18 protein-coding genes are annotated in these 19,314 nt (G+C 74.2%); 6 read left to right on the forward strand and 12 right to left on the reverse strand.

Going from position 1 to position 19,314, the window contains the following annotated elements; all coding sequences use genetic code 11:
* Positions 1 to 13 precede the first annotated feature (13 nt).
* The 4 genes from V2S66_RS20915 to efeU all read right to left on the reverse strand — a co-directional run bounded on the left by V2S66_RS20915 (position 14) and on the right by efeU (position 4,689).
* Positions 14 to 964 carry an SDR family oxidoreductase gene (locus V2S66_RS20915; RefSeq protein ID WP_330797423.1) on the reverse strand — a complete coding sequence of 317 codons (951 nt, stop codon included), beginning with the start codon at positions 962 to 964 and terminating at the stop codon, positions 14 to 16.
* Positions 965 to 1,153: 189 nt separating this feature from the next.
* Entirely contained in the window at positions 1,154 to 2,485 is a 1,332-nt protein-coding gene (efeB, locus tag V2S66_RS20920) for an iron uptake transporter deferrochelatase/peroxidase subunit (RefSeq protein ID WP_330797424.1), read from the reverse strand.
* A gap of 2 nt (positions 2,486 to 2,487) precedes the next feature.
* Entirely contained in the window at positions 2,488 to 3,675 is a 1,188-nt protein-coding gene (gene efeO / locus V2S66_RS20925) for an iron uptake system protein EfeO (protein WP_330797425.1), read from the reverse strand.
* Positions 3,676 to 3,846: 171 nt separating this feature from the next.
* Positions 3,847 to 4,689 carry an iron uptake transporter permease EfeU gene (efeU, locus tag V2S66_RS20930; RefSeq protein WP_330797426.1) on the reverse strand — a complete coding sequence of 281 codons (843 nt, stop codon included), beginning with the start codon at positions 4,687 to 4,689 and terminating at the stop codon, positions 3,847 to 3,849.
* A gap of 310 nt (positions 4,690 to 4,999) precedes the next feature.
* Between efeU and V2S66_RS20935 the strand changes: the two genes are divergently transcribed.
* The gene (locus tag V2S66_RS20935; protein ID WP_330797427.1) at positions 5,000 to 5,659 is read left to right on the forward strand and encodes an SCO2400 family protein; all 660 of its coding nucleotides are present in this window, start codon (positions 5,000 to 5,002) and stop codon (positions 5,657 to 5,659) included.
* Positions 5,660 to 5,731: 72 nt separating this feature from the next.
* Here V2S66_RS20935 and V2S66_RS20940 read toward each other — a convergent pair whose 3' ends face one another.
* On the reverse strand, positions 5,732 to 6,169 hold the full coding sequence (locus V2S66_RS20940; RefSeq protein ID WP_330797428.1) for a MarR family winged helix-turn-helix transcriptional regulator: 438 nt from the start codon (positions 6,167 to 6,169) through the stop codon (positions 5,732 to 5,734).
* A 108-nt stretch (positions 6,170 to 6,277) separates the two neighbouring features.
* Here V2S66_RS20940 and V2S66_RS20945 point away from each other — a divergent pair, with 108 nt between their 5' ends.
* Together V2S66_RS20945 and V2S66_RS20950 are read left to right on the forward strand one after the other, a co-directional pair.
* On the forward strand, positions 6,278 to 7,285 hold the full coding sequence (locus tag V2S66_RS20945) for an NADP-dependent oxidoreductase (protein WP_330797429.1): 1,008 nt from the start codon (positions 6,278 to 6,280) through the stop codon (positions 7,283 to 7,285).
* Positions 7,286 to 7,364: 79 nt separating this feature from the next.
* Positions 7,365 to 7,793: an organic hydroperoxide resistance protein gene (locus V2S66_RS20950; protein ID WP_330797430.1), complete on the forward strand. Its 429-nt coding sequence runs from the start codon at positions 7,365 to 7,367 to the stop codon at positions 7,791 to 7,793.
* A gap of 49 nt (positions 7,794 to 7,842) precedes the next feature.
* Here the strand turns inward: V2S66_RS20950 and V2S66_RS20955 are convergent, their stop codons facing one another.
* Entirely contained in the window at positions 7,843 to 8,490 is a 648-nt protein-coding gene (locus V2S66_RS20955) for a TetR/AcrR family transcriptional regulator (protein ID WP_330797431.1), read from the reverse strand.
* A 128-nt stretch (positions 8,491 to 8,618) separates the two neighbouring features.
* Between V2S66_RS20955 and V2S66_RS20960 the strand changes: the two genes are divergently transcribed.
* Positions 8,619 to 11,102, forward strand: a complete 2,484-nt coding sequence (locus V2S66_RS20960) for a beta-glucosidase family protein (RefSeq protein ID WP_330797432.1) — start codon at positions 8,619 to 8,621, stop codon at positions 11,100 to 11,102.
* A gap of 32 nt (positions 11,103 to 11,134) precedes the next feature.
* Here V2S66_RS20960 and V2S66_RS20965 read toward each other — a convergent pair whose 3' ends face one another.
* Entirely contained in the window at positions 11,135 to 11,983 is an 849-nt protein-coding gene (locus V2S66_RS20965; RefSeq protein ID WP_330797433.1) for an SGNH/GDSL hydrolase family protein, read from the reverse strand.
* Between the two features lie 363 nt (positions 11,984 to 12,346).
* Between V2S66_RS20965 and V2S66_RS20970 the strand changes: the two genes are divergently transcribed.
* Positions 12,347 to 12,841: a DUF3145 domain-containing protein gene (locus tag V2S66_RS20970; RefSeq protein WP_330797434.1), complete on the forward strand. Its 495-nt coding sequence runs from the start codon at positions 12,347 to 12,349 to the stop codon at positions 12,839 to 12,841.
* 26 nt (positions 12,842 to 12,867) lie between these two features.
* On the forward strand, positions 12,868 to 13,848 hold the full coding sequence (locus V2S66_RS20975; protein ID WP_330797435.1) for an NAD(P)-dependent oxidoreductase: 981 nt from the start codon (positions 12,868 to 12,870) through the stop codon (positions 13,846 to 13,848).
* Positions 13,849 to 13,923: 75 nt separating this feature from the next.
* On the opposite strand, the gene fabF is transcribed toward V2S66_RS20975, so the two are convergent.
* From fabF to V2S66_RS21000, 5 genes are all read right to left on the reverse strand, one after another.
* A complete protein-coding gene (gene fabF / locus V2S66_RS20980) occupies positions 13,924 to 15,192 on the reverse strand; it encodes a beta-ketoacyl-ACP synthase II (RefSeq protein ID WP_330797436.1) in 1,269 nt (422 codons plus the stop codon).
* A gap of 100 nt (positions 15,193 to 15,292) precedes the next feature.
* Positions 15,293 to 15,538: an acyl carrier protein gene (locus V2S66_RS20985; protein WP_330797437.1), complete on the reverse strand. Its 246-nt coding sequence runs from the start codon at positions 15,536 to 15,538 to the stop codon at positions 15,293 to 15,295.
* Between the two features lie 71 nt (positions 15,539 to 15,609).
* Entirely contained in the window at positions 15,610 to 16,620 is a 1,011-nt protein-coding gene (locus tag V2S66_RS20990; protein WP_330797438.1) for a ketoacyl-ACP synthase III, read from the reverse strand.
* A gap of 15 nt (positions 16,621 to 16,635) precedes the next feature.
* On the reverse strand, positions 16,636 to 17,565 hold the full coding sequence (locus V2S66_RS20995) for an ACP S-malonyltransferase (RefSeq protein WP_330797439.1): 930 nt from the start codon (positions 17,563 to 17,565) through the stop codon (positions 16,636 to 16,638).
* 89 nt (positions 17,566 to 17,654) lie between these two features.
* Complete coding sequence (locus tag V2S66_RS21000) at positions 17,655 to 18,860, reverse strand: PucR family transcriptional regulator (RefSeq protein WP_330797440.1); 1,206 nt, start codon at positions 18,858 to 18,860, stop codon at positions 17,655 to 17,657.
* Positions 18,861 to 19,314 lie beyond the last annotated feature (454 nt).

A 19,314-nucleotide genomic window follows, 5' to 3' on the forward strand; every position in this document is an offset into this window, starting at 1 on the left:
GCTTCCTCCTGCGTCAGCCGAAGTCCACCCCGGTCAGCCGCTCGGAGACCTCCCAGAGCCGGGCGGCGGCCGCCTCGTCGCGCATCGAGCGGTAGTACCGCAGCGGGACCGGCCGGCCGCTGAACTGCCCGACGCCGCCGGGCCCGTAGAAGCCGCCGCCGGGCGCGCCCGGCGCGGTCGCCGCGTACAGCGCCGGCCGCAGCCCGTCGTCGACGCCCTGCACGAACAGGCCGAGCCGGGCGAGCCCGGAGAAGACGGCGTCGATCCTGGCGGGCCGGGAGCGGCCCATGCCGGGCCCGGACGCCTGCAGGTTGGTGGAGGTCAGGCCGGGGTGGGCGATCTCGCTGGTGATCCCCCAGCCCGCGGCGGCGCTGCGCCGCTGGAGCTCCAGGCCGAAGAGGGCGACGGCCAGCTTGGACTGGTTGTACGTCTTCCACGGCGTGTAGTTCCGCTCGTGGTCGAGGTCGTCCCAGGCGAGGGCGCCCTGCCGGGCGGCGATGCTGGTGTGGCTGACCACCCGGGCGCCGCCGCGGCCGGCGCCCGCCGTGAGCAGCGGCAGCAGCCGCGCCGCCAGGGCGAAGTGGCCGAGGTGGTTGGTGCCGAACTGCAGCTCGAAGCCGTCGGAGGTGACGTGCCGCACCGGCGGCGCCATCACCCCCGCGTTGAGGACCAGCAGGTCCACCGGGCGCCCTTCCGCCAGCAGGCCGCCGGCGAGCGCGGCGACCGAGTCGAGCGAGGCCAGGTCGAGGGTGCGCAGCGACACCTCGGCGGCGGGCACGGCCGCCCTGATCCGCTCCAGCGCGGCGGCGCCCTTCGCCTCGTTCCGCACCGGCAGCACCACCTCCGCGCCGGCCGCGGCGAGCCGGCGGGCGAGCCCGAGGCCCAGGCCGTCGCTGCCGCCGGTGACGACGGCCAGCCGGCCGCCGAGGTCGGGGACGGTCGTGTCGAGCCGGGTACGTGCCATCGCGGTCCTCCTGCGGGGTGCGGTGGGCGGCTGCTGCCGCCCGCCGCACCAGCTTCGTGCCTGCGCGCCCGCGGATGAAGGACCCGCGCGTCCTGGCCCCGCGCGTCCTGGGGTCCCGCGCCGGGCTCCCGCGCCCGGCCCCTCGCGTCCTGGGACGGCCGATCCCGGTCCGGGGACCGGCGGCCTGGATCAGCCGAAGAGCTGCCGGCCCCAGTCCTGCCCGGCCGCCAGGCCCGGTGGGACGGCGAAGACGCCGCTGCCGATGTGCTGGATGTACTCGTTGAGCGCGTCGTGCGCGCCCAGCACCCGCTGGAGGGTGACGAACCGGTCCGGGCTCTTCATGAAGGCGACGAAGAACAGGCCGCCGAGCAGGTCGCCGGTCTGCGGGTCGATGCCGTCGGTGTACGAGTACCCCCGGCGCAGGATGCGCAGGCCGTTGTTGTTCTCGTGGGCGGCCAGCCGGATGTGCGAGTCGGCGGGGATGACGTACGAGGAGCCGTCCTTCGCCGCGAAGTCCGGGGTGTCGGTCTCGGCCTTGCCGGTCAGCGGGGCGCCGGTGGACTTGAAGCGGCCGAAGACGTCCTGCTGGTCGCCGAGCCGGTCCCGGTCCCACTGTTCGAGCCGCATCCTGATCTTGCGGCTGACCAGGTAGGACCCGCCGCGCGCCCAGCGCTGCGGCTCCTCCTCGCCGATCCACACGTGCGCGCCCATCAGGCTCGCGTCGGTGGCGTCGATGTTGCGGGTGCCGTCCTTGAAGCCCATCAGGTTGCGGGGGGTGGCCTGTTGCGGGGAGGTGGAGGAGGTGCGGCCGAAGCCGAGCTCCATCCAGCGCGGCACGACGGTGCCGAAGCCGAGCCGGCGCAGGTTGCGCACCGCGTGGAAGGCGACCTGCGGGTCGTCCGCGCACGCCTGCACGCACAGGTCGCCGCCGGTGTTCGCCGGGTCCAGGTTCTCGCCCGGCAGTTGCGGCAGCGGCTTGAGCGCGGACGGCCGGCGGGCGGCGAGCCCGAAGCGGTCGTCGAAGAGCCCGGGGCCGTATCCGACGGTCACGGTCAGCCGGCCGGGGGTCAGCCCGACCGCCTCACCGGTGTCGTCCGGCGGGGTGTTGAGGTCGCCCACGTCGCCGGGCACCGGGCGGCCGAGGGTCATCGCCTCCGCCGCCTCCGTCCAGCTGGTCAGCAGCTCGGCGAGGTCGGCGCGGCTCGCGGTCGGCGACACGTCGAAGGTCGCGAAGCACAGCCGGTCCTGGGCGGGGGTGGCGATGCCGGCCTGGTGGCCGCCGCGGAAGGCCACCGTGGCGGCGGTGTCCGAGGCGGAGCCGGCCGGCGCGCCGTGGCCCGCGTCGTCCGAGGAGCCGTGGTCGCGGGCGGCCAGCACGCCGCCCGCGCCGATGGCGGCACCCGCCACCGCCGCTCCGGCGCCGACCGCGCCCAGCAGCCGCCGCCTGCTCACGGCGGGCCGCGCGGCGGCGGAGGGTTCTGCGGGCGTGGGGCCGGAGTCGGCGGCAGGGGTGTCGTTCACGGTCAGGCGATCTTTCCGGCGATCTTGGAGACGGCCTCGGCGTAGGCGTCCACGGTCTGGGACAGGGTACGCCGCTGGTCCGCGGTGACCTTGCTGTAGTCCACGTACCCGGTGTTCTCGTAGCCGGGGGTGGCGACGTACTTCTTCAGCGCGGCCGCGGTCTGCCGGTAGCGCTCGGTGACGGTGGCGGCGAGCGCCGGGTCCTTGGCCTTCAGGGCGGGCAGCAGCACCCGCACGGCCTCGTCGGCGCCGGCGAGGTTGCCGTCGAAGTCCAGCAGGTCGATGTGCGAGTAGCGCTCCTCCTCGCCGGTGATCTTCGAGGTCTGGATCTCGTTGACCAGGTCGGTGGCGCCGTTGGCGATCTCGGCGGGCTGGTACTCGACGGTCTTGACCTTGGCGTACAGGCTCTTCACGTCCGTGTCGAGCCGGTCGGCCAGCTGGGCCGTGCCGGTGAGGGACTTCTGCTGCCACAGCGCCTGCTCGATGCGGTGGAAGCCGGTGAAGTCGGCGGGCGTGGGCGCGTCGTCGGCCCGGCCGTCGATCCGGCCGTCCAGGTCGCCCCAGATCTCGGCGGTCGGCTCGATGCGCTCGTAGTGGATGCGCGCCTTGCCGTAGAGGGTCTTGGCCTCGTCGGTCTTGCCGGCCTTCACCGCGGCGGTGAAGGCGTCGGTGGTGGTGACCAGTTCCTTCACCTCGCCGGTGATCCAGGCGCCGTACTGCCGGGTGGCGGCGACCAGCTGCGGGTCGTCCTTCCAGGTCTTCTTCGCGGCGCCGGTGACGGTGAACTTCGTCTTGCTGGTGTCCGCGCCGGGGCAGTACACCTCGTACGTGCCCGCGTCGAGGGTGAGCGTGAAGTCGCCGGACAGGCCCGGCGTCAGGTTCTCCTTCTCGCCGAGCATCTTGCCGCCGTCCATCAGCTCGGCCTCGGTGACCTTGGCGGAGTCCTTGTTGGTGACGTCGAACTTCACGCTGCCGGCCGGCACGGTGGCCGGGCTGGGCGCGCAGTCCTTGTCGGTGATGGAGATCGCGACCGTCGACTTCCTGTCCGACGCGTCGCCGGCCTTGGTGCCGGCGCCGCCGGAGCCTCCCGAGCCGTCCTTGTGGCCGCCGCAGGCGGTCAGCAGCAGGCCGGCGGCGAGCGCGGTGGCGGCGCAGGCCACGGCACGGCGGTGGGTGGAGGGGGCGTTCACGGCGGGCTCCTTGTGGCCGTACGGACACGGCGGGATCGGTGCGGACGGTGCGGGAGGGCAGCGTTCAGCGAGGAGTGAGCGGGGTTGCGGCAGGCGGCGTCGTGGTGCGGTCGGGGGGCGCGCCGACGCGGTGCGGCTCCCGGTGCGGTGGTGCGGGACGGCCCGGCGGGGTCAGTGCACCGCCTGCGCGGTCCGCGGTTGCGCGGCCGGCGCCTTGCGGCGGGCCGGCCACAGCACGATCGCGGTCATCGGGACGGCGTAGACCAGCCAGCCGGTCACCATGGCCCAGTTCGGGTAGGGCTGGATGCCGAGCACGCCGGTCACCACGGAGGAGACCGGGGTGCCGGGCCTGACCAGCCAGGACAGGTCGAGCGCCTGCGAGCCCTGGTCCAGCCAGCCGCCCTCGTACGCGGTCATCAGGGCGGTGGCGACCAGGCCGGCGGCGACCAGCACCAGCACCAGGCCGGTCAGCCGGAAGAAGCGGGAGAGGTTGATCCTGATGCCGCCGCGGTAGATGCCGTAGCCGATCGCGGCGGCGACGAGGATGCCCAGCGCGGCGCCGGTGCCGCCGTACCAGGGGTTGCTGCTCTCGTTGAAGGTGGCGAGCAGGAAGACCGAGGTCTCGAAGCCCTCGCGGAGCACCGCGAGGAAGGCCATCGTGATGAGCGCCGAGGCGGAGCCGGTGGCGAGCGCCTGCCCGGCCGCGCCCTCCAGGTCCTTGCGCAGGTCGCGGGAGTGGCGCTTCATCCACACCACCATGTAGCTGACCATCAGGACCGCGATGGCGCCGACGACCGTCTCCAGCTGCTCCTGCTGGCGCTGCGGCAGGTCGCTGGAGTAGGCCTGCAGGGCCACGGCGACCGCGACGCAGATGGCCACCGCGATGCCGACGCCCAGCCACACCTTGCGCAGCGCGTCCCGGCGACCCTGCTGGCCGAGGAAGGAGGCGATGATGCCGACGATGAGCGCGGCTTCCAGTCCCTCTCGGAGTCCGATCACGAACGTGGGCAGCATGGGGGTCCTTCGGTGTCCGGTCGACGGGGCGGCGAACTCAACTGAGCCTCACCTTGGTTAGGTAACCCTTATTAGAAGGGACGGCTTCGGGGGTACGTCAAGCCGCGCGGGGGCGCAAAGGGGACGAAGGTGATGGAGTGCCGCGTTGAGGGCGTGTGATTTGACTCTCCCTTTACCTGGCTTGCGTGATCGCCGCGACCGGCCGGCGGGTCCGGCGCGCCCGAGCCGCGGGAGTTTCCCGGCAAAGCCGTGACAAGCGGAAGGCGAGGGTTACGCAGGGGGCGAGCCTTCCCCTAAGGTCCATCCCGCCATGGATTACTGCTACGCGTGCCGGCGCCACCTCAACGGCGCGTACTCCTGCCCCGGATGTGGCACCCCCGCGGACCGGCTCGTGCTGCCCGGCGTCGGCGAGACCGCGGGGCTGCCGCTGGTCACCGGCGAGGACGGGCCCGACCGCGGGGGCGGCGACGCGCTCGGCGGCGGCCGCGCCGCCCGCCGCGCCGAGAGCCGCCGCAGCGGCGCCCGGCGGGCGCGCCGCGGACGCCAGCGCGCCGCGGTCTACGGGGTCGGCGCCGTCGCCGTGGCGGGCGCGCTCACGATGTTCTCCATGGCGGCGCTGATCGGCGGTTCCGGCGGCGGAGCCGGCAGCCCGGGGCCGGGCGCCACGCTTCCGGTGCCGGGCGCCACCTCGGGTCCGGCGTCGCCGGACGACGCCGGCCTCTTCCCGTCCAGGCCCGGCGGTCACCGCACGTCGGGCACGCCCTCGGCGCCGGGCTCGGTGTCGCCGTCCGCGTCGACGGCCAGGCCGACCACGCCGCCGCCCACCACGCACCCGGTCGCGACCACCCGCCCGACGACCTCCGCGCCGCCGACGACGGCCACGCCCACCCCGACCCACACCAGGCCGCCCACCCAGCAGCCGACGCCCACCCAGACCACCTGCAAGCCGGTGCTGTGGTGGTGCGGCTAGGGCCTGGCGCACGGCGAGGGCCTGGCGCAGGCGACGCCGGACCGGGGCGGCGCGGGGTGCGGCCGCACGGGCTCACAGGGCCGGGTCGTCGCCCAGCATCCGCTTGAGCAGGTCGCGCAGCGAGGTGCGCTCGGCCTCCGAGAGCGCGGCCAGCGGCTCGCGGGCGAAGTCCAGGGACTCGCGGAGCCTGGCGGCGGTGTCCCGCCCGGCGTCGGTGGCCGCGGCGAGCTTCACCCGGCGGTCGGCGGGGTCGGCGCGGCGCTCGGCGAGGCCGTGAGCCTCCAGCCGGTCCACGATCCCGGTGACGTTCGACGGCTCGCACTTGAGCCGCTGGGCGATCTGCCGCATCGGCATCGGCCCCGGCGCCAGCAGGGCGAGCACCCGGGCCTGCGCGCCGGTCAGCCGGTGCACGGCGGCGGCCGCGTCGTACTCCTGGTAGTAGCGCGCCACCACGGTGCCGATCAGGTCGACGACCTCGGCGGTCAAGGGGTCCATACGGCGGGGGGTCATGCGCTCAGGCTACTCCGTTGCTTGACAATGTGAAACATCAAGGTCCATGGTTAATTGAGAACCTCAAACGTTGCCATGCTGCATCATGGCGGAAGGAGCGCGTCCGACATGCCGAAGAGCCGCGAATGGCACCTGGTCGCCCGCCCTCAGGGCTGGCCGACCGCCGACGACTTCGCGCTGGTCGAGGCCGAGGTCCCGGAGCCGGGACCCGGGCAGATCCTGGTGCGCAACCTCCACCTGTCGGTCGACCCGTACATGCGCGGGCGGATGAACGACGTGAAGTCGTACGCGCCGCCGTACGCGCTGGGCGAGCCGATGCAGGGCGGCGCCGTCGGCCGGGTGGTCGCCTCGGGCACGGACGCGGTCCCGGTCGGGGCGCACGTGCTGCACGGCCTCGGCTGGCGCGAGTACGCGCTGGTGGACGCCGCCCACACGGTCGTCGTCGACCCGGAGCTCGCGCCGCTGTCCGCGTACCTGGGCGTGCTCGGCATGACCGGCCTGACCGCCTACGCGGGCCTGCTGCGGTCCGCCGAGTTCGCCGCCGGCGAGACGGTCTTCGTCTCCGGCGCGGCCGGCGCGGTCGGCAGCCAGGTCGGGCAGATCGCCCGGCTCAAGGGCGCGGCGCGGGTGATCGGCAGCGCCGGCTCCGACGAGAAGGCCGCGCTGCTGACCGAGGAGTACGGCTTCGACGTCGCCTTCAACTACAAGAAGGCGCCGGTGGCCGAGCAGCTGAAGGCGGCCGCGCCGGACGGCATCGACGTCTACTTCGACAACGTCGGCGGCGACCACCTGGAGGCGGCGATCGGCGCGCTGAGGCTGCACGGCAGGGCCGCGCTGTGCGGGGCCATCGCGCAGTACAACGACACCGAGCCGGCGCCCGGGCCGCGGAACCTGACCTCGCTGATCGGCAAGCGGATCACCCTGCGCGGCCTGCTGGTCGCGGACCACCAGGACCTGCAGCCGGAGTTCGTGCGCGAGGTCGGCGGCTGGCTGCGCGAGGGGAAGCTGCGCTACCGCGAGACCGTGGTGACGGGAATCGAGCGCAACCTCGACGCGTTCCTCGGACTGCTGCGCGGCGACAACACCGGAAAGATGATCGTCTCGCTGCCGGAGTGAGGACCTCGACAGCGGAGCCGGAATTCAACAAGATGTTGCAGGCGCGACGCCACGCCATGTCCCTCAGGAGGATCTGTTCATGACCATCCAGTCCGTAGACGTCCTGTACACCGCCGTCGCCACCGCGGAGAACGGCCGCGACGGCCGCGTCGCCAGTGACGACGGCAACCTCGACGTGGTCGTCAACCCGCCCAAGGAGCTGGGCGGCAGCGGCGCGGGCACCAACCCCGAGCAGCTCTTCGCCGCCGGGTACAGCGCCTGCTTCCAGAGCGCCCTCGGGGTGGTGGCCCGGCAGGCGAAGGCCGACATCTCCGGATCGCGCGTCACCGCCAAGGTCGGCCTCGGCAAGACCGAGGCGGGCGGCTTCGGCCTCACCGTGGAGCTCGCGGTCTCGATCCCGAACGTGGACCGGGAGGCCGCGCAGCAGCTCGTGGAGCAGGCGCACCAGGTGTGCCCGTACTCCCACGCGACGCGCGGCAACATAGCGGTGGAGCTGACCGTCGTCTGACCCCGCGCCGCCGCTCGTGAAGGACCGCACCCCGGTGGGGTGCGGTCCTTCACACGTGCGGCCCGGCCCGCTCCGGCTCGGTCCGCGCCGATCCCGGCTGCGCCGAGTCCGTCCCCTGAGGCCGCGGCGGCGGCGCGAGCAGCGCCAGGAAGTCGCGGAAGGCGGCCGGCATGTCCACCGCCTCCGGGTCCAGCAGCCACTGCACCTGCAACCCGTCCACCACCGCGGCCAGCAGCGTCGCCGCCCGCTCGGGGCTGAGCCCGCCCGGCAGCCGGTCGCCGTACTCGGCCCGCAGCGCCTGCGCGCCGCCCTCCCGCACGTGCGCGTAGCGGCCGCGGAAGAACTCCTGCGCCGGATGCCCCTCGGTCACGCTGTCGCCTGCCAGCACGGTGAACGCCTGGACGATGCCGGGCCGGGTGGCGTTGTACTCCACCAGGTCGGCCACCACCTCCAGCGGCCAGGCCCTGCCGTGCAGCGCGGCCGACGCCATGTCCCACTGGTCCCGCGCCTCCAGCACGGCCACCAGCAGCGCCTCCTTGGTCGGGAAGTGGTGCATCAGGCCCTGCTGGGTCAGCCCGACCCGTTCGGCGACCGCGGCCAGCGTCGCCCCGCGGTACCCCCGCTCGGCGATCACCTCGGTCGCGGCCTGGACGATCTCCACGCGCCGCGCACCCCGCTCGCCCCGCGTCCTGGCCATCGCGCCCCCCTTCCGCTGTGGCGGCGAGCCTATCAAGATGACGAATCGATAACGCTGCCTACCGTCCGCCAGGTATCCGGTCGGCGACAGCGCCAGGATGGCCGACGACGCAGAGAAGGGGACCCCCGATGACGCCGCACCCGCCCTACGCCCTCGGCGCGGAGGCCGAACGCGAACGAGCCGTGGAGGCCGCGCTGGGCCGCCTCGACCTCGACGCGAAGACCCGGCTGCTGGCCGGACGCGACATGTGGACGCTGCCCGCGCTCGGCTGCGTCGGGCTGGCCCCGCTGGTCATGTCCGACGGCCCGGTCGGGGTGCGCGGCCGCCGCTGGACCCCGGCCGACCCCTCCGTCGCGCTGCCCAGCCCCACCGCGCTCGCCGCCGCCTGGGACCCGGAGCTGGCCCGCAGGGCCGGCCGGCTGCTCGCCCAGGAAGCACACCGCAAGGGCGTGCACGTGCTGCTCGCGCCGACCGTGAACCTGCACCGCAGCCCGCTGGGCGGGCGGCACTTCGAGGCGTACAGCGAGGACCCGCACCTGACCGGGGCGATCGGCGCCGGCTACGTCCTCGGCGTGCAGGACGGCGGCGTCGGCGTCACCGTCAAGCACTTCGTCGGCAACGACGCGGAGACCGAGCGGTTCACCGTCGACAACCGGATCGGTGAGCGGGCCCTGCGCGAGCTGTACCTCGCGCCCTTCGAGGCGATCGTCGCCGACGCCCGCCCGTGGGGGGTGATGGCCGCCTACAACGCCGTCAACGGCGTGACGATGACCGAGCACGACGCGCTGGTGAACGGCGTGCTGCGCGGCGAGTGGGGCTTCGACGGCGTGGTGGTCTCCGACTGGTTCGCGGCGCGCTCCACCGCGGGCGCCCTGCGCGGCGGCCTGGACATCGCCATGCCGGGCCCGGTGACCGTCTACGGCGAGGCGCTGGCCGCCGCGGTGCGGGCCGGCGAGGTCGAGGAGGCGCTCGTCGACGCCGCCGCCCGCCGGGTGCTGCGGCTCGCGGCCCGCGTCGGGGCGCTGTCCGGCACGCCCGCCGCGGTCGCCGTCGCGGACCGCCCGGCCGGGATCGACGGCGACGCGCTGGCCCGCGAACTCGCCGCCCGCGCCTGCGTCCTGCTGCGCAACGAGGTCCGCGGGCCGGAGCCGCTGCTGCCGCTCGACCCGGCCGGGACCGGCGGCCTCGCGGTGATCGGCGCCGCCGCCCGCGAGGCCCGCGTCCTCGGCGGCGGCTCCGCGCAGGTCTTCCCCGACCATGTCGTCTCCCCGCTGGACGGGCTGCGCGCCGCGCTCCCGCCCGGCGCGCCCGTGCACTTCGCGCTCGGCGCCGACCCCGCCGAGGAACTCGGTCCCGCCGCAGCCGGGTTCACGCTGCGCGCGGTCGCCCGCGACGCCGCCGGGCGGGAGTTGGGCGGTGAGCCGCTGCCCGGCGGGCAGGTGCAGTGGCTGGGCGACCTGCCCGAGGGCGTGCGGTACGAGGAGCTGCACACCGTCGAGGTGCGCGGGCGGTTCGTGCCGCGGACCGGCGGCGCGCACCGCTTCGGCACCCGCGGCACCGGCGGCTTCCGGCTCACCGTCGCCGGGCGGGTGCTCCACGACGGCCCGCAGGCCGACGACCACGCCGACCCCTTCGAGGCGTTCTTCGGGGTGCCCGCCGAGCGCGGCACGGTCGACCTGGCCGAAGGCGAGCCGGTCGAGGTGAGCCTGCTGCACACCCTGCCGGGGAACCTCGAACTGCCCGTCCCGGCGGTCGGGTTCAGCCTGCTGCACGGCGAACCCGAGCGGGACCCCGAGGAGTTGCTGGACGAGGCGGTCGCCGCCGCGCGGGCCGCGGACACCGCCGTGGTGGTCGTGGCCACGACGGAACGCGTCGAGTCCGAGGGCTTCGACAGGACCGGCCTGCGGCTGCCGGGACGCCAGGACGAACTGGTCGCCCGCGTCGCCGCCGCCAATCCGCGGACCGTGGTGGTGGTCAACTCCGGCGCTCCGGTGGAGATGCCGTGGCGCGAGGACGTCGGCGCGGTGCTGCTCGCGTGGTTCCCCGGCCAGGAGGCGGGCGCGGCGCTCGCCGACGTGCTCTTCGGCGCCAAGGAGCCCGGCGGCCGGCTGCCGACCACCTGGCCGGCCCGGCTCCACGACGCGCCGGTCAGCCGCGTCACCCTCGCCGAGGGCGTACTCGCCTACGACGAGGGGCCGTTCATCGGCTACCGGGCCTGGGAGCGGTCCGCCGCGACGCCCGCCTACTGCTTCGGGCACGGCCTCGGCTACACGCGGTGGAGCTACGAGTCGCTGACCGTCGAGCCCGGCTCGGCCGCGGACGGCACGCTCGCCGTCGCACGGGTCCTGCTGCGCAACACCGGACGCAGGGCCGGCCGCGAAGTGGTCCAGTTCTACCTGCGCACCGACCACGAGCCGCGCAGGCTGGTGGCGTTCACCGCGGTGGAGGCGGGACCCGGCGAGACGGTCGAGGCGGCGGTCCCGGTGCTGCTGCGGTCGGCGAGGATCTGGGACGAGGCGGCGGGCGGCTGGAGCGCCGTCGAGGGCCCCCGCACCCTGGAGGCCGCCCACTCGGTCGGCGACGTGCGGCTCGCCGCGCCGCTGCCCGGCTGATGCCCGCCGCCCCCGGTCCCGGCCGCCCTGCGTTACGAGGCCGCCGCGAGCACCACCGCGGCCAGGATCTCGGCGAGCCTGGCCTGCCCGGCCTTGTTCGGGTGGAACCAGTCCCACCTGCTCAGGTCGCCGGCGCCGAACGGATAGCGGTGCACCGCGCCGCCGTCGTAGCGGCAGCGCGCATAGCGGGCGCACTCCTGGTCGAGCACCGCGTCGTACGCCGTCACCCGGCCGGAGACCGCGGCGCGCCGGGTGCGGGCCGCCGCGCTCTGCGAGTCGGCGTCCTTGAGCATCGTCGGGCACAGGCCCAGCCGCCACAGCTGCTTCTCGACCGGGTTGGCCCGGCCGACCGACCACAGGTGCTCCAGGTCGGGGATGCTGGCGACCAGGATCTGCGTGCCGGGCAGCGTCCGGTGCAGGTACGACAGCGTGTCGTGCAGCGCCGTGCGGAAGTCGGCCACGCTCGTCATCGCCGCCAGGTCGGGCGCGCAGGCGTCGTTGGCGCCGATCAGCACGGTCACCATGGCGGGCCGGTGCGCGGCCGCGGCCCTGGCCTGCGCCGGCAGATCGGTGACGTGCGCGCCCGACCTGGCGAAGTTCCAGCTGCGGGCGCCGTCGCCCAGCCGGACGCTCAGACTGTCCACCGCGCCACGCGACCCGGTCGCCCAGGACGCCTCGGGGCAGTCGGAGAAGGGGTCGCAGGCGTTGAAGCCGGCGGTGATCGAGTCGCCGATCGCGGCGACCGACGCCGGGTGCGCGTTCCACGGCCGGGCGGGCCGCCGCACGGGCGGGCGCGCGGCCGCCGCGGGGGCGCCGCCGCCCGGCGCGGCGGGCGACGCGGACCCCGCGGCGGAATGCGAGATCTGTGCGGTGGGTGTCACCCGTCCGGGCGCACCCCGGTCGTGCTGAGAGCCGCCCGCGCCGCATCCGCCCAGGAGAAGGGCGGCCAGCGCAAGGGTGAGTCCACGGCGCGGCAGCGTGCGCATCCGGTGCTCCTCTCCGGCGAGCGGGTGACATCTGGTGTCAGCCCGACCGTACGTCACTCCGGGAAAGACGCCGCAGGGTAGCGTTTTCCCTGACACCCGCGGGAACTGACGGGAGGTCGGCGCTTACCGGGTGTCAGATGCGAGTGTTGTCCTGTTGGTGATGAATAGTGCAGAATGTCTCATGTTGACCCGGGAGCAGCCGGTTCGGGTGTTGAGGCCGCTGGGGAAGGCGAACCTCGTCCCACACTGGAGGTACCGGTGACGACACGTGGAGTTCTGTACGTGCACGCCGCGCCGCGCGCGCTGTGCCCGCATGTCGAGTGGGCCGTCGCGGGCGTCCTCGGCGTGCGTGTGACGCTGGACTGGATCCGCCAGCCGGCCGCGCCGGGCACCTGGCGTGCCGAGTTCTCCTGGCAGGGCGAACCGGGCACCGCCTCCAAGCTCGCCTCCGCGCTGCGCGGCTGGCACCTGCTGCGCTTCGAGGTCACCGCGGAGCCCTGCGCCACCGCCGAGGGCGAGCGCTACAGCGCCACTCCCGACCTCGGCATCTTCCACGCCGTGATCGGCCTGCACGGCGACATCCTGATCCCCGAGGACCGGCTGCGCGCCGCGATGCTGCGGGCCCGCAAGGGCGAGGCGGACCTGGAGGGCGAGCTGTCCAAGCTGCTCGGCAAGCCGTGGGACGACGAGTTGGAGCCGTTCCGCTATGCGGGCGAGGGCGCGCCGGTGCGCTGGCTCCACCAGGTGGTCTGAAGCAGCCACGGCATAGCCTTGCCGGCATGGCCACCCCCGACGCTTCCGGCACCTCCGACACTTCCCGCACTTCCGACCCCACCGCCACCGCCGCGGCCGCCGCTCCTTCGCGCGGCGCCGGCGACCCCCTGTCCGTCGCGGTCCTCGGCACCGGCATCATGGGCGCGGGCATGGCCCGCAGCCTCGTCGCCGCCGGGCACCGGGTCAGCGCCTGGAACCGCACCGCCGACCGGGCCCGTCCGCTCGCCGAGCACGGCGTGCGCGTGCTGACCGACCCTCAGGCGGCGGTGCGCGGCGCCGACGCCGTGATCACCATGCTGCTCGACGGCTCCGCCGTCCTGGACGTGATGCACCGCGCCGCCCCCGAGCTGCGCGAGGGCGTCGTGTGGGTGCAGAGCAGCACGGTGGGACCCACTGCCCAGGGCGAGTTGGCCGCGTTCGCGCACGAGCACGGCGTGGCCTTCCTGGACGCCCCGGTGCTCGGCACCCGCCAGGCCGCCGAGAGCGGACAGCTGACCGTGCTGGCCGCCGGGCCCGCCGCCGCCCGCCCGGTCGCCGAGCGGGTCTTCGAGGCGATCGGCCGCGGCGCCATCTGGCTGGGCCAGGACGGCACGGAGGGTCCCGCCAGCAGCCTGAAGCTGGTGCTCAACAGCTGGGTGCTCGCGGTCACCAACGCCACCGCCGAGACGATGGCGCTCGCCCGCGGCCTCGGCGTCGACCCGGACCGCTTCTTCGAGGCGATCGACGGCGGCCCCCTCGACATGGGCTACCTGCGGGCCAAGGCCGACGCCATTCGCAGCGGCGACTTCACCCCGAACTTCAGCGTCGAGGGCGCGTGGAAGGACCTGCGGCTGATCGTCGCCGCGGGTGAGCGCGGCGGCGTCCGCACGGACCTCGCCGCGGCCGGCGCGGAGCGGTTCCGCCGGGCGGCGGAGTACGGCCACGGGGCGGAGGACATGGCCGCGTCCTACTTCGCGAGCTTCCAGGACGGCAAGCCCGGCGCGTAGCACCGGGCTCGCGCCGCTAGGTGGAAGGGGTGCGGGGAACGGCTCCCCGCACCCCTCAGGCGACGCTGCCGCAGGTCACTGCGGCAGCGTGCGCAGCGCCAGGACGACGTTGTGGCCGCCGAAGCCGAAGGAGTCGTTGAGCGCGGCGACGGTGCCGGCCGGCAGCGGCCGGGGCTCGCCGCGGACGACGTCCGCGTCCACCTCGGGGTCGGGCTCGGACAGGTTGATCGTCGGGGGTGCGAGCCGGTGGTACAGCGCGAGGACCGTCGTCACGGTCTCGATGCCGCCCGCGCCGCCCAGCAGGTGCCCGGTCATCGACTTGGTCGCCGAGATCGCCATGTGGTCGACGTCGTCGCCGAACACCTTGCGCAGCGCCTTGATCTCCGCGACGTCGCCCTGCGGCGTCGAAGTGGCGTGCGCGTTGACGTGCACGATCTCGGCCGGCTTGAGGTCGGAGCCGTCGAGCAGGTGCTGCAGCGCCGCGGCGATGCCGCGGCCGGTCGGCTCCGGCTGCGTGATGTGGTGCGCGTCGGCCGAGATGCCCTGGCCGACCGCCTCCACGTACACCCGCGCGCCGCGTGCCGCCGCGTGCTCCGCGGACTCCAGCACGACCACGCCCGCGCCCTCGCCGAGTACGAAGCCGTCGCGGCGCGAGTCGTACGGACGCGAGGCGCCCTGCGGGTCGTCGTTGTTCTTGGACATCGCCATCATGTTGCCGAAGGCGACGATGGGCAGCGGGTGGATGGCCGCCTCGGTGCCACCGGCGACGACCACGTCGGCGCGGCCGGTGCGGATCATCTCGATCGCGTAGCCGATCGCCTCGGCGCCGGACGCGCAGGCGCTGACCGGGGTGTGCACCCCGGCGCGCGCGTTGACGTCGATGCCGACGTTCGCCGACGGGCTGTTGGGCATGAGCATCGGCACGGTGTGCGGGGACACCTTCCGCACGCCCTGGTTCTTCAGCACGTCGTACTGGTCGAGGAGGGTGGTGACGCCGCCGATGCCGGAGGCGATCACCGTGCCGAGCCGGTCGGGGTCGATCGCCGGGTCGTCGCCCGCCTTGGCGGTGAACCCGGCGTCCGCCCACGCCTCGCGCGCGGCGATCAGCGCGAACTGCGCGCTGCGGTCCAGCTTGCGGGCCACCGGGCGGGGCAGCACCTCGCCGGGCTCGACGGCGATCGTCGCCGCGATCCGCACGGGCAGTTCGGCGGCCCACTCCTGCGGGAGGAGCCGCACGCCGGAACGGCCGGCGAGCAGCGCCTCCCAGGTCGACGCGCTGTCGCCACCCAGCGGTGTGGTTGCGCCGATACCGGTGACGACCACGGTGCGATTGGTCGGGCTCACAGGGATTGTCTCTCCACGTCTAGAAGGGCGGGCGACAGACGCGTCGTCCGGGGATGTGCTCAGTGCGGGGCGCGGCGCCCCGTCCTGCCGGCGTTCGGGCTCAGCCCTGGGCCTTCAGGATGTAGTCGACCGCGTCGCCGACCGTCTTGAGGTTCTTGACGTCGTCGTCCGGGATCTTCACGCTGAACTGCTCCTCGGCCGCCACGACGACCTCGACCATGGACAGCGAGTCGACGTCCAGGTCGTCCGTGAAGGACTTGTCCAGCTGGACGTCCTCGGTGGGGATGCCGGCGATCTCGTTCACGATGTCGGCGAGACCGGCGACGATCTCTTCCTTGGTGGCCATTGTGTACGGCGCTCCTTGTGTGTGACCGGGTGGTGCGGCGGGCGGGACCGCGCGCCGCGGGGTGTGTGTGTCTAGGGGAGGGTAACGACAGTGGCCGCGTAGACCAGACCCGCCCCGAAGCCGATGACCAGCGCGGTGTCCCCGCTCCTGGCCTGACCGGTGGCGAGCAGCCGCTCCATGGCCAGCGGAATGGACGCGGCCGAGGTGTTGCCGGTGGTCTCGACGTCGCGGGCGACCGCGACGTGCTCGGGAAGCTTCAGCGTCTTGATCATCGAGTCGATGATGCGCATGTTGGCCTGGTGCGGGATGAACGCGTCGAGCTGGTCCGCGGTGATCCCGGCGGCGTCCAGCGCCTCCTGGGCGACCTTGGCCATCTCGAAGACCGCCCAGCGGAAGACCGCCTGGCCCTCCTGCGCGATCGCCGGGAAGCGGATCTCGTCCGCCGCGCCCTCGCGGTAGGCGTCCCACGCCACGGTCTGCGTGATGGTCTGCGCCTTGTCGCCCTCGGAGCCCCACACCGTCGGGCCTATGGCGGGTTCCTTCGACGGGCCGACGATGACCGCGCCCGCGCCGTCACCGAAGAGGAACGCGGTGGAGCGGTCCTCGAGGTCGGTGAGGTCGCTGAGCCGCTCCACACCGACGACCAGCACGTGCTGCGCGGTGCCGTCGGTGACCATGCTCTTGGCGAGCGTCAGGCCGTACGTGAAGCCCGCGCAGCCGGCCGAGATGTCGAACGCCGGGGCCTTGCCCGCGCCGATCCGGTGGGCGATCTCGGTGGCGATCGCCGGGGTCTGCTTGAAGTGCGAGACGGTCGCGATGACCACCGCGTCGATGTCCGAGGCGCTGATCCCGGCGTCCGCGATCGCCTTGCCGCCGGCGGCGAGCGACATCTCCGCCACGGTCTCCTCGGGGCTCGCCCAGTGCCGGCTGGCGATCCCGGAGCGTGACCTGATCCACTCGTCGCTGGAGTCGATGTGCTCGAGGATCACCTCGTTCGGCACCACCCGGGTGGGGCGGTAGCCGCCGACGCCGAGGATCCGTGCGTATGGTGAGCCCTTGCTGGGGCTGATCTTCGCTGGCATCTCTGCAAGGGCTCCTTATTCGGCTCGTACGAGTGCGGTACCGCCGAACTCGGCGGCCAGGGCGCGGGCCGCGTCGAGATCGTCCGGCGTCTTCAGCGCCAGGGTCCTGACCCCGGGCAGCGCCCGCTTGGCCAGACCCACCAGGGTGCCGCCGGGGGACACCTCGATGATCCCGGTGACGCCGCGCTCCTTGAACGTCTCCATGCACAGGTCCCAGCGGACCGGGTTCGACACCTGCGCCACCAGCCGGCTCACCACGGCCGCGCCGCTGTCCGGCACCTGCCCGTCGGCGTTCGAAACATACGGAAGTCGCGGAGCGGAGACCGCCAGCGTCGGCGCCAGCTCCTCCAGCACCGAGACCGCGGGCGCCATGTGCGCGGTGTGGAACGCGCCCGCCACCTTCAGCGCGATCACCCGCGCGCCGGCCGGCTTGTCCGCGGCGAGCGCGGCCAGCTGCTCCGCGGTGCCCGCGGCCACGATCTGACCCGCGCCGTTGATGTTCGCCGGGGTCAGGCCGAGGCCGGTCAGATGCGCCACGACCGCGTCCGGGTCGCCGCCGAGCACGGCGGCCATGCCGGTGTCGGTGACCGCCGCCGCCTCGGCCATCGCACGGCCGCGGGCCGCGGTGAAGGCGATCGCGTCCTGCGCGGACAGCACTCCGGCCAGCGCGGCCGCGGTGATCTCGCCGACGCTGTGGCCGGCCACCACGTCCGGGGTGACACCGAGCTGCCCCGCCGACAGCAGGCCGGCGGCGACCAGCAGCGGCTGCGCCACCCTGGTGTCGCGGATCTCGTCCGCGTCTGCCTTGGTGCCGTAGTGGGCAAGGTCGAGCCCGGCCGCGTCGGACCAGCCCGCGAGGCTGTCGGCGGCGCCGGGGAGTTCGAGCCAGGGAGTCAGGAAGCCGGGCGTCTGAGCGCCCTGGCCGGGAGCGACGAGTACGAGCACCTTCACACTCTCTCTCGCGTGCGGGTCCTACCGCCCGTGGGGACAGGGACCAAGAACTGTCAGGCGATTTGTGGGTGTCCAACAAAAGGTCATGCGGGCCGGTCGGCGTCGGACAGTCGGCCCAGGATGAGCGCGATGCGCAGGGTGAACGCCGAACGTACGTCTGAAGGTGACCAGCCGGTGACGTCGGTCACACGTCGCAGCCGGTAGCGGACGGTATTCGGGTGCACGAACAGCATCCGTGCGGCGCCCTCGAGCGAGGACGCCTGCTCCAGGTAGACACTCAGCGTCTCCAGCAGTGCGGAGCCGGCCTCTTCAAGTGGCCTGTAGATCTCCTCCACCAATTGCGCGCGAGCATAGCGGTCGCCGGCCATCGCGCGCTCGGGCAGCAGATCGTCCGAGAGCACCGGGCGCGGCGCGTCCGGCCAGGCCGCGCACGCCTTCAGCCCGGCGGTCGCCGCGCGCGCCGAACGCGTCGCCGACAGCAGGTCGCCGACCACGGGACCGGCCACCACGGGGCCCGGCGCGAACGGCCCGAGCAGCGCCTTCGCGGCCCTGACCGGGTCGTCGTCACCGCCGGCGATCACCACCAGGCGCTCCCCGAAGACGCCGGTGAGCACCTGCAGCTTGGCGTGTCGCGAGGCGCGCCTGATCGCCTCGACGGTCAGCTCGCTGTCACCGTTGGGCGCGGTGCCCAGCACCACCACGATCTTGTCCGGCGAGCTCCAGCCCAGCGCCGCGGCCCGGGACAGCACGCCCTCGTCGGCCTCGCCGGACAGCACCGCGTTGACCACCAGGGACTCCAGCCGGGCGTCCCACGCGCCGCGGGCCTCCGCGGCCTGCGCGTAGACCTGCGCGGTGGCGAAGGCGATCTCCCGGGCGTACACGAGCAGCGCCTCGCGCAGCACGGACTCGTCGCCGGGCGCGGCCACCTCGTCGATGGCCGCCTCCATCACCTCGATGGTGGTGCGGACCATCTCCACGGTCTGGCGCAGCGAGATCGCCCGGGTCAGCTCGCGCGGGGCGGTGCCGAAGACGTCCGTGCTGATCGCCTGCGGCGCGCCGGGGTGGCGGAACCACTCGGTGAACGCGGCGATGCCGGCCTGTGCGACCAGGCCGATCCAGCTGCGGTTCTCCGGTGGCATCGCGCGGTACCAGGGCAGCTGCTCGTCCATCCGGGCGATGGCGTTCGCGGCGAGCCGGCCGGCGGACTTCTCCAGCCGGCGCAGTGTGGCGGAGTGCTCCCCGCGTCCATGGTCGGCGGGCGGTTGCGACGATTGCGAGGGTTCTGGCACGGACCCAAGCCTGCCTCATGCCCTCCGGGCCGCGCTCCAAGGGGTCGGCTCACGCCGATGGCTGCACCTCGTCACCGGCCCGGTGGGGCTGCTGCGGTCGCAGACCGAGCCACCGGTCGGTGGTGGGGCGCGGCGCCCGGCGCGGTCCGGGCGCAGCCCGGGGTTTTTCAGGGGCGCGGGGAACTGCGCGGCCGGCCGCGGCGAGGGCTGCACCTCGTCACCGGCCGGAGGAGCACTTGCGGTCGCAGACCGGGCCGCCGGTCGGTGGCGGGTTGCTCGCGCCGTTCCCCGCGCCCCTGGTGGGGCGCAGCGCCCGGCGTGTTCCGGGCGCAGTCCGGGGCTTTTGAGGGGCGCGGGGAACTGCGCGGCCGGGCCGCCATGAGGGCTGTACGTCGTCACCGGCCCGGTGGGGCTGTTGCGGTCGCAGACCGGACCACCGGTCGGTGGTGGGTTG

The sequence above is a fragment of the Actinacidiphila polyblastidii genome, from assembly GCF_036353415.1.
GTDB lineage: Bacteria > Actinomycetota > Actinomycetes > Streptomycetales > Streptomycetaceae > Actinacidiphila > Actinacidiphila polyblastidii.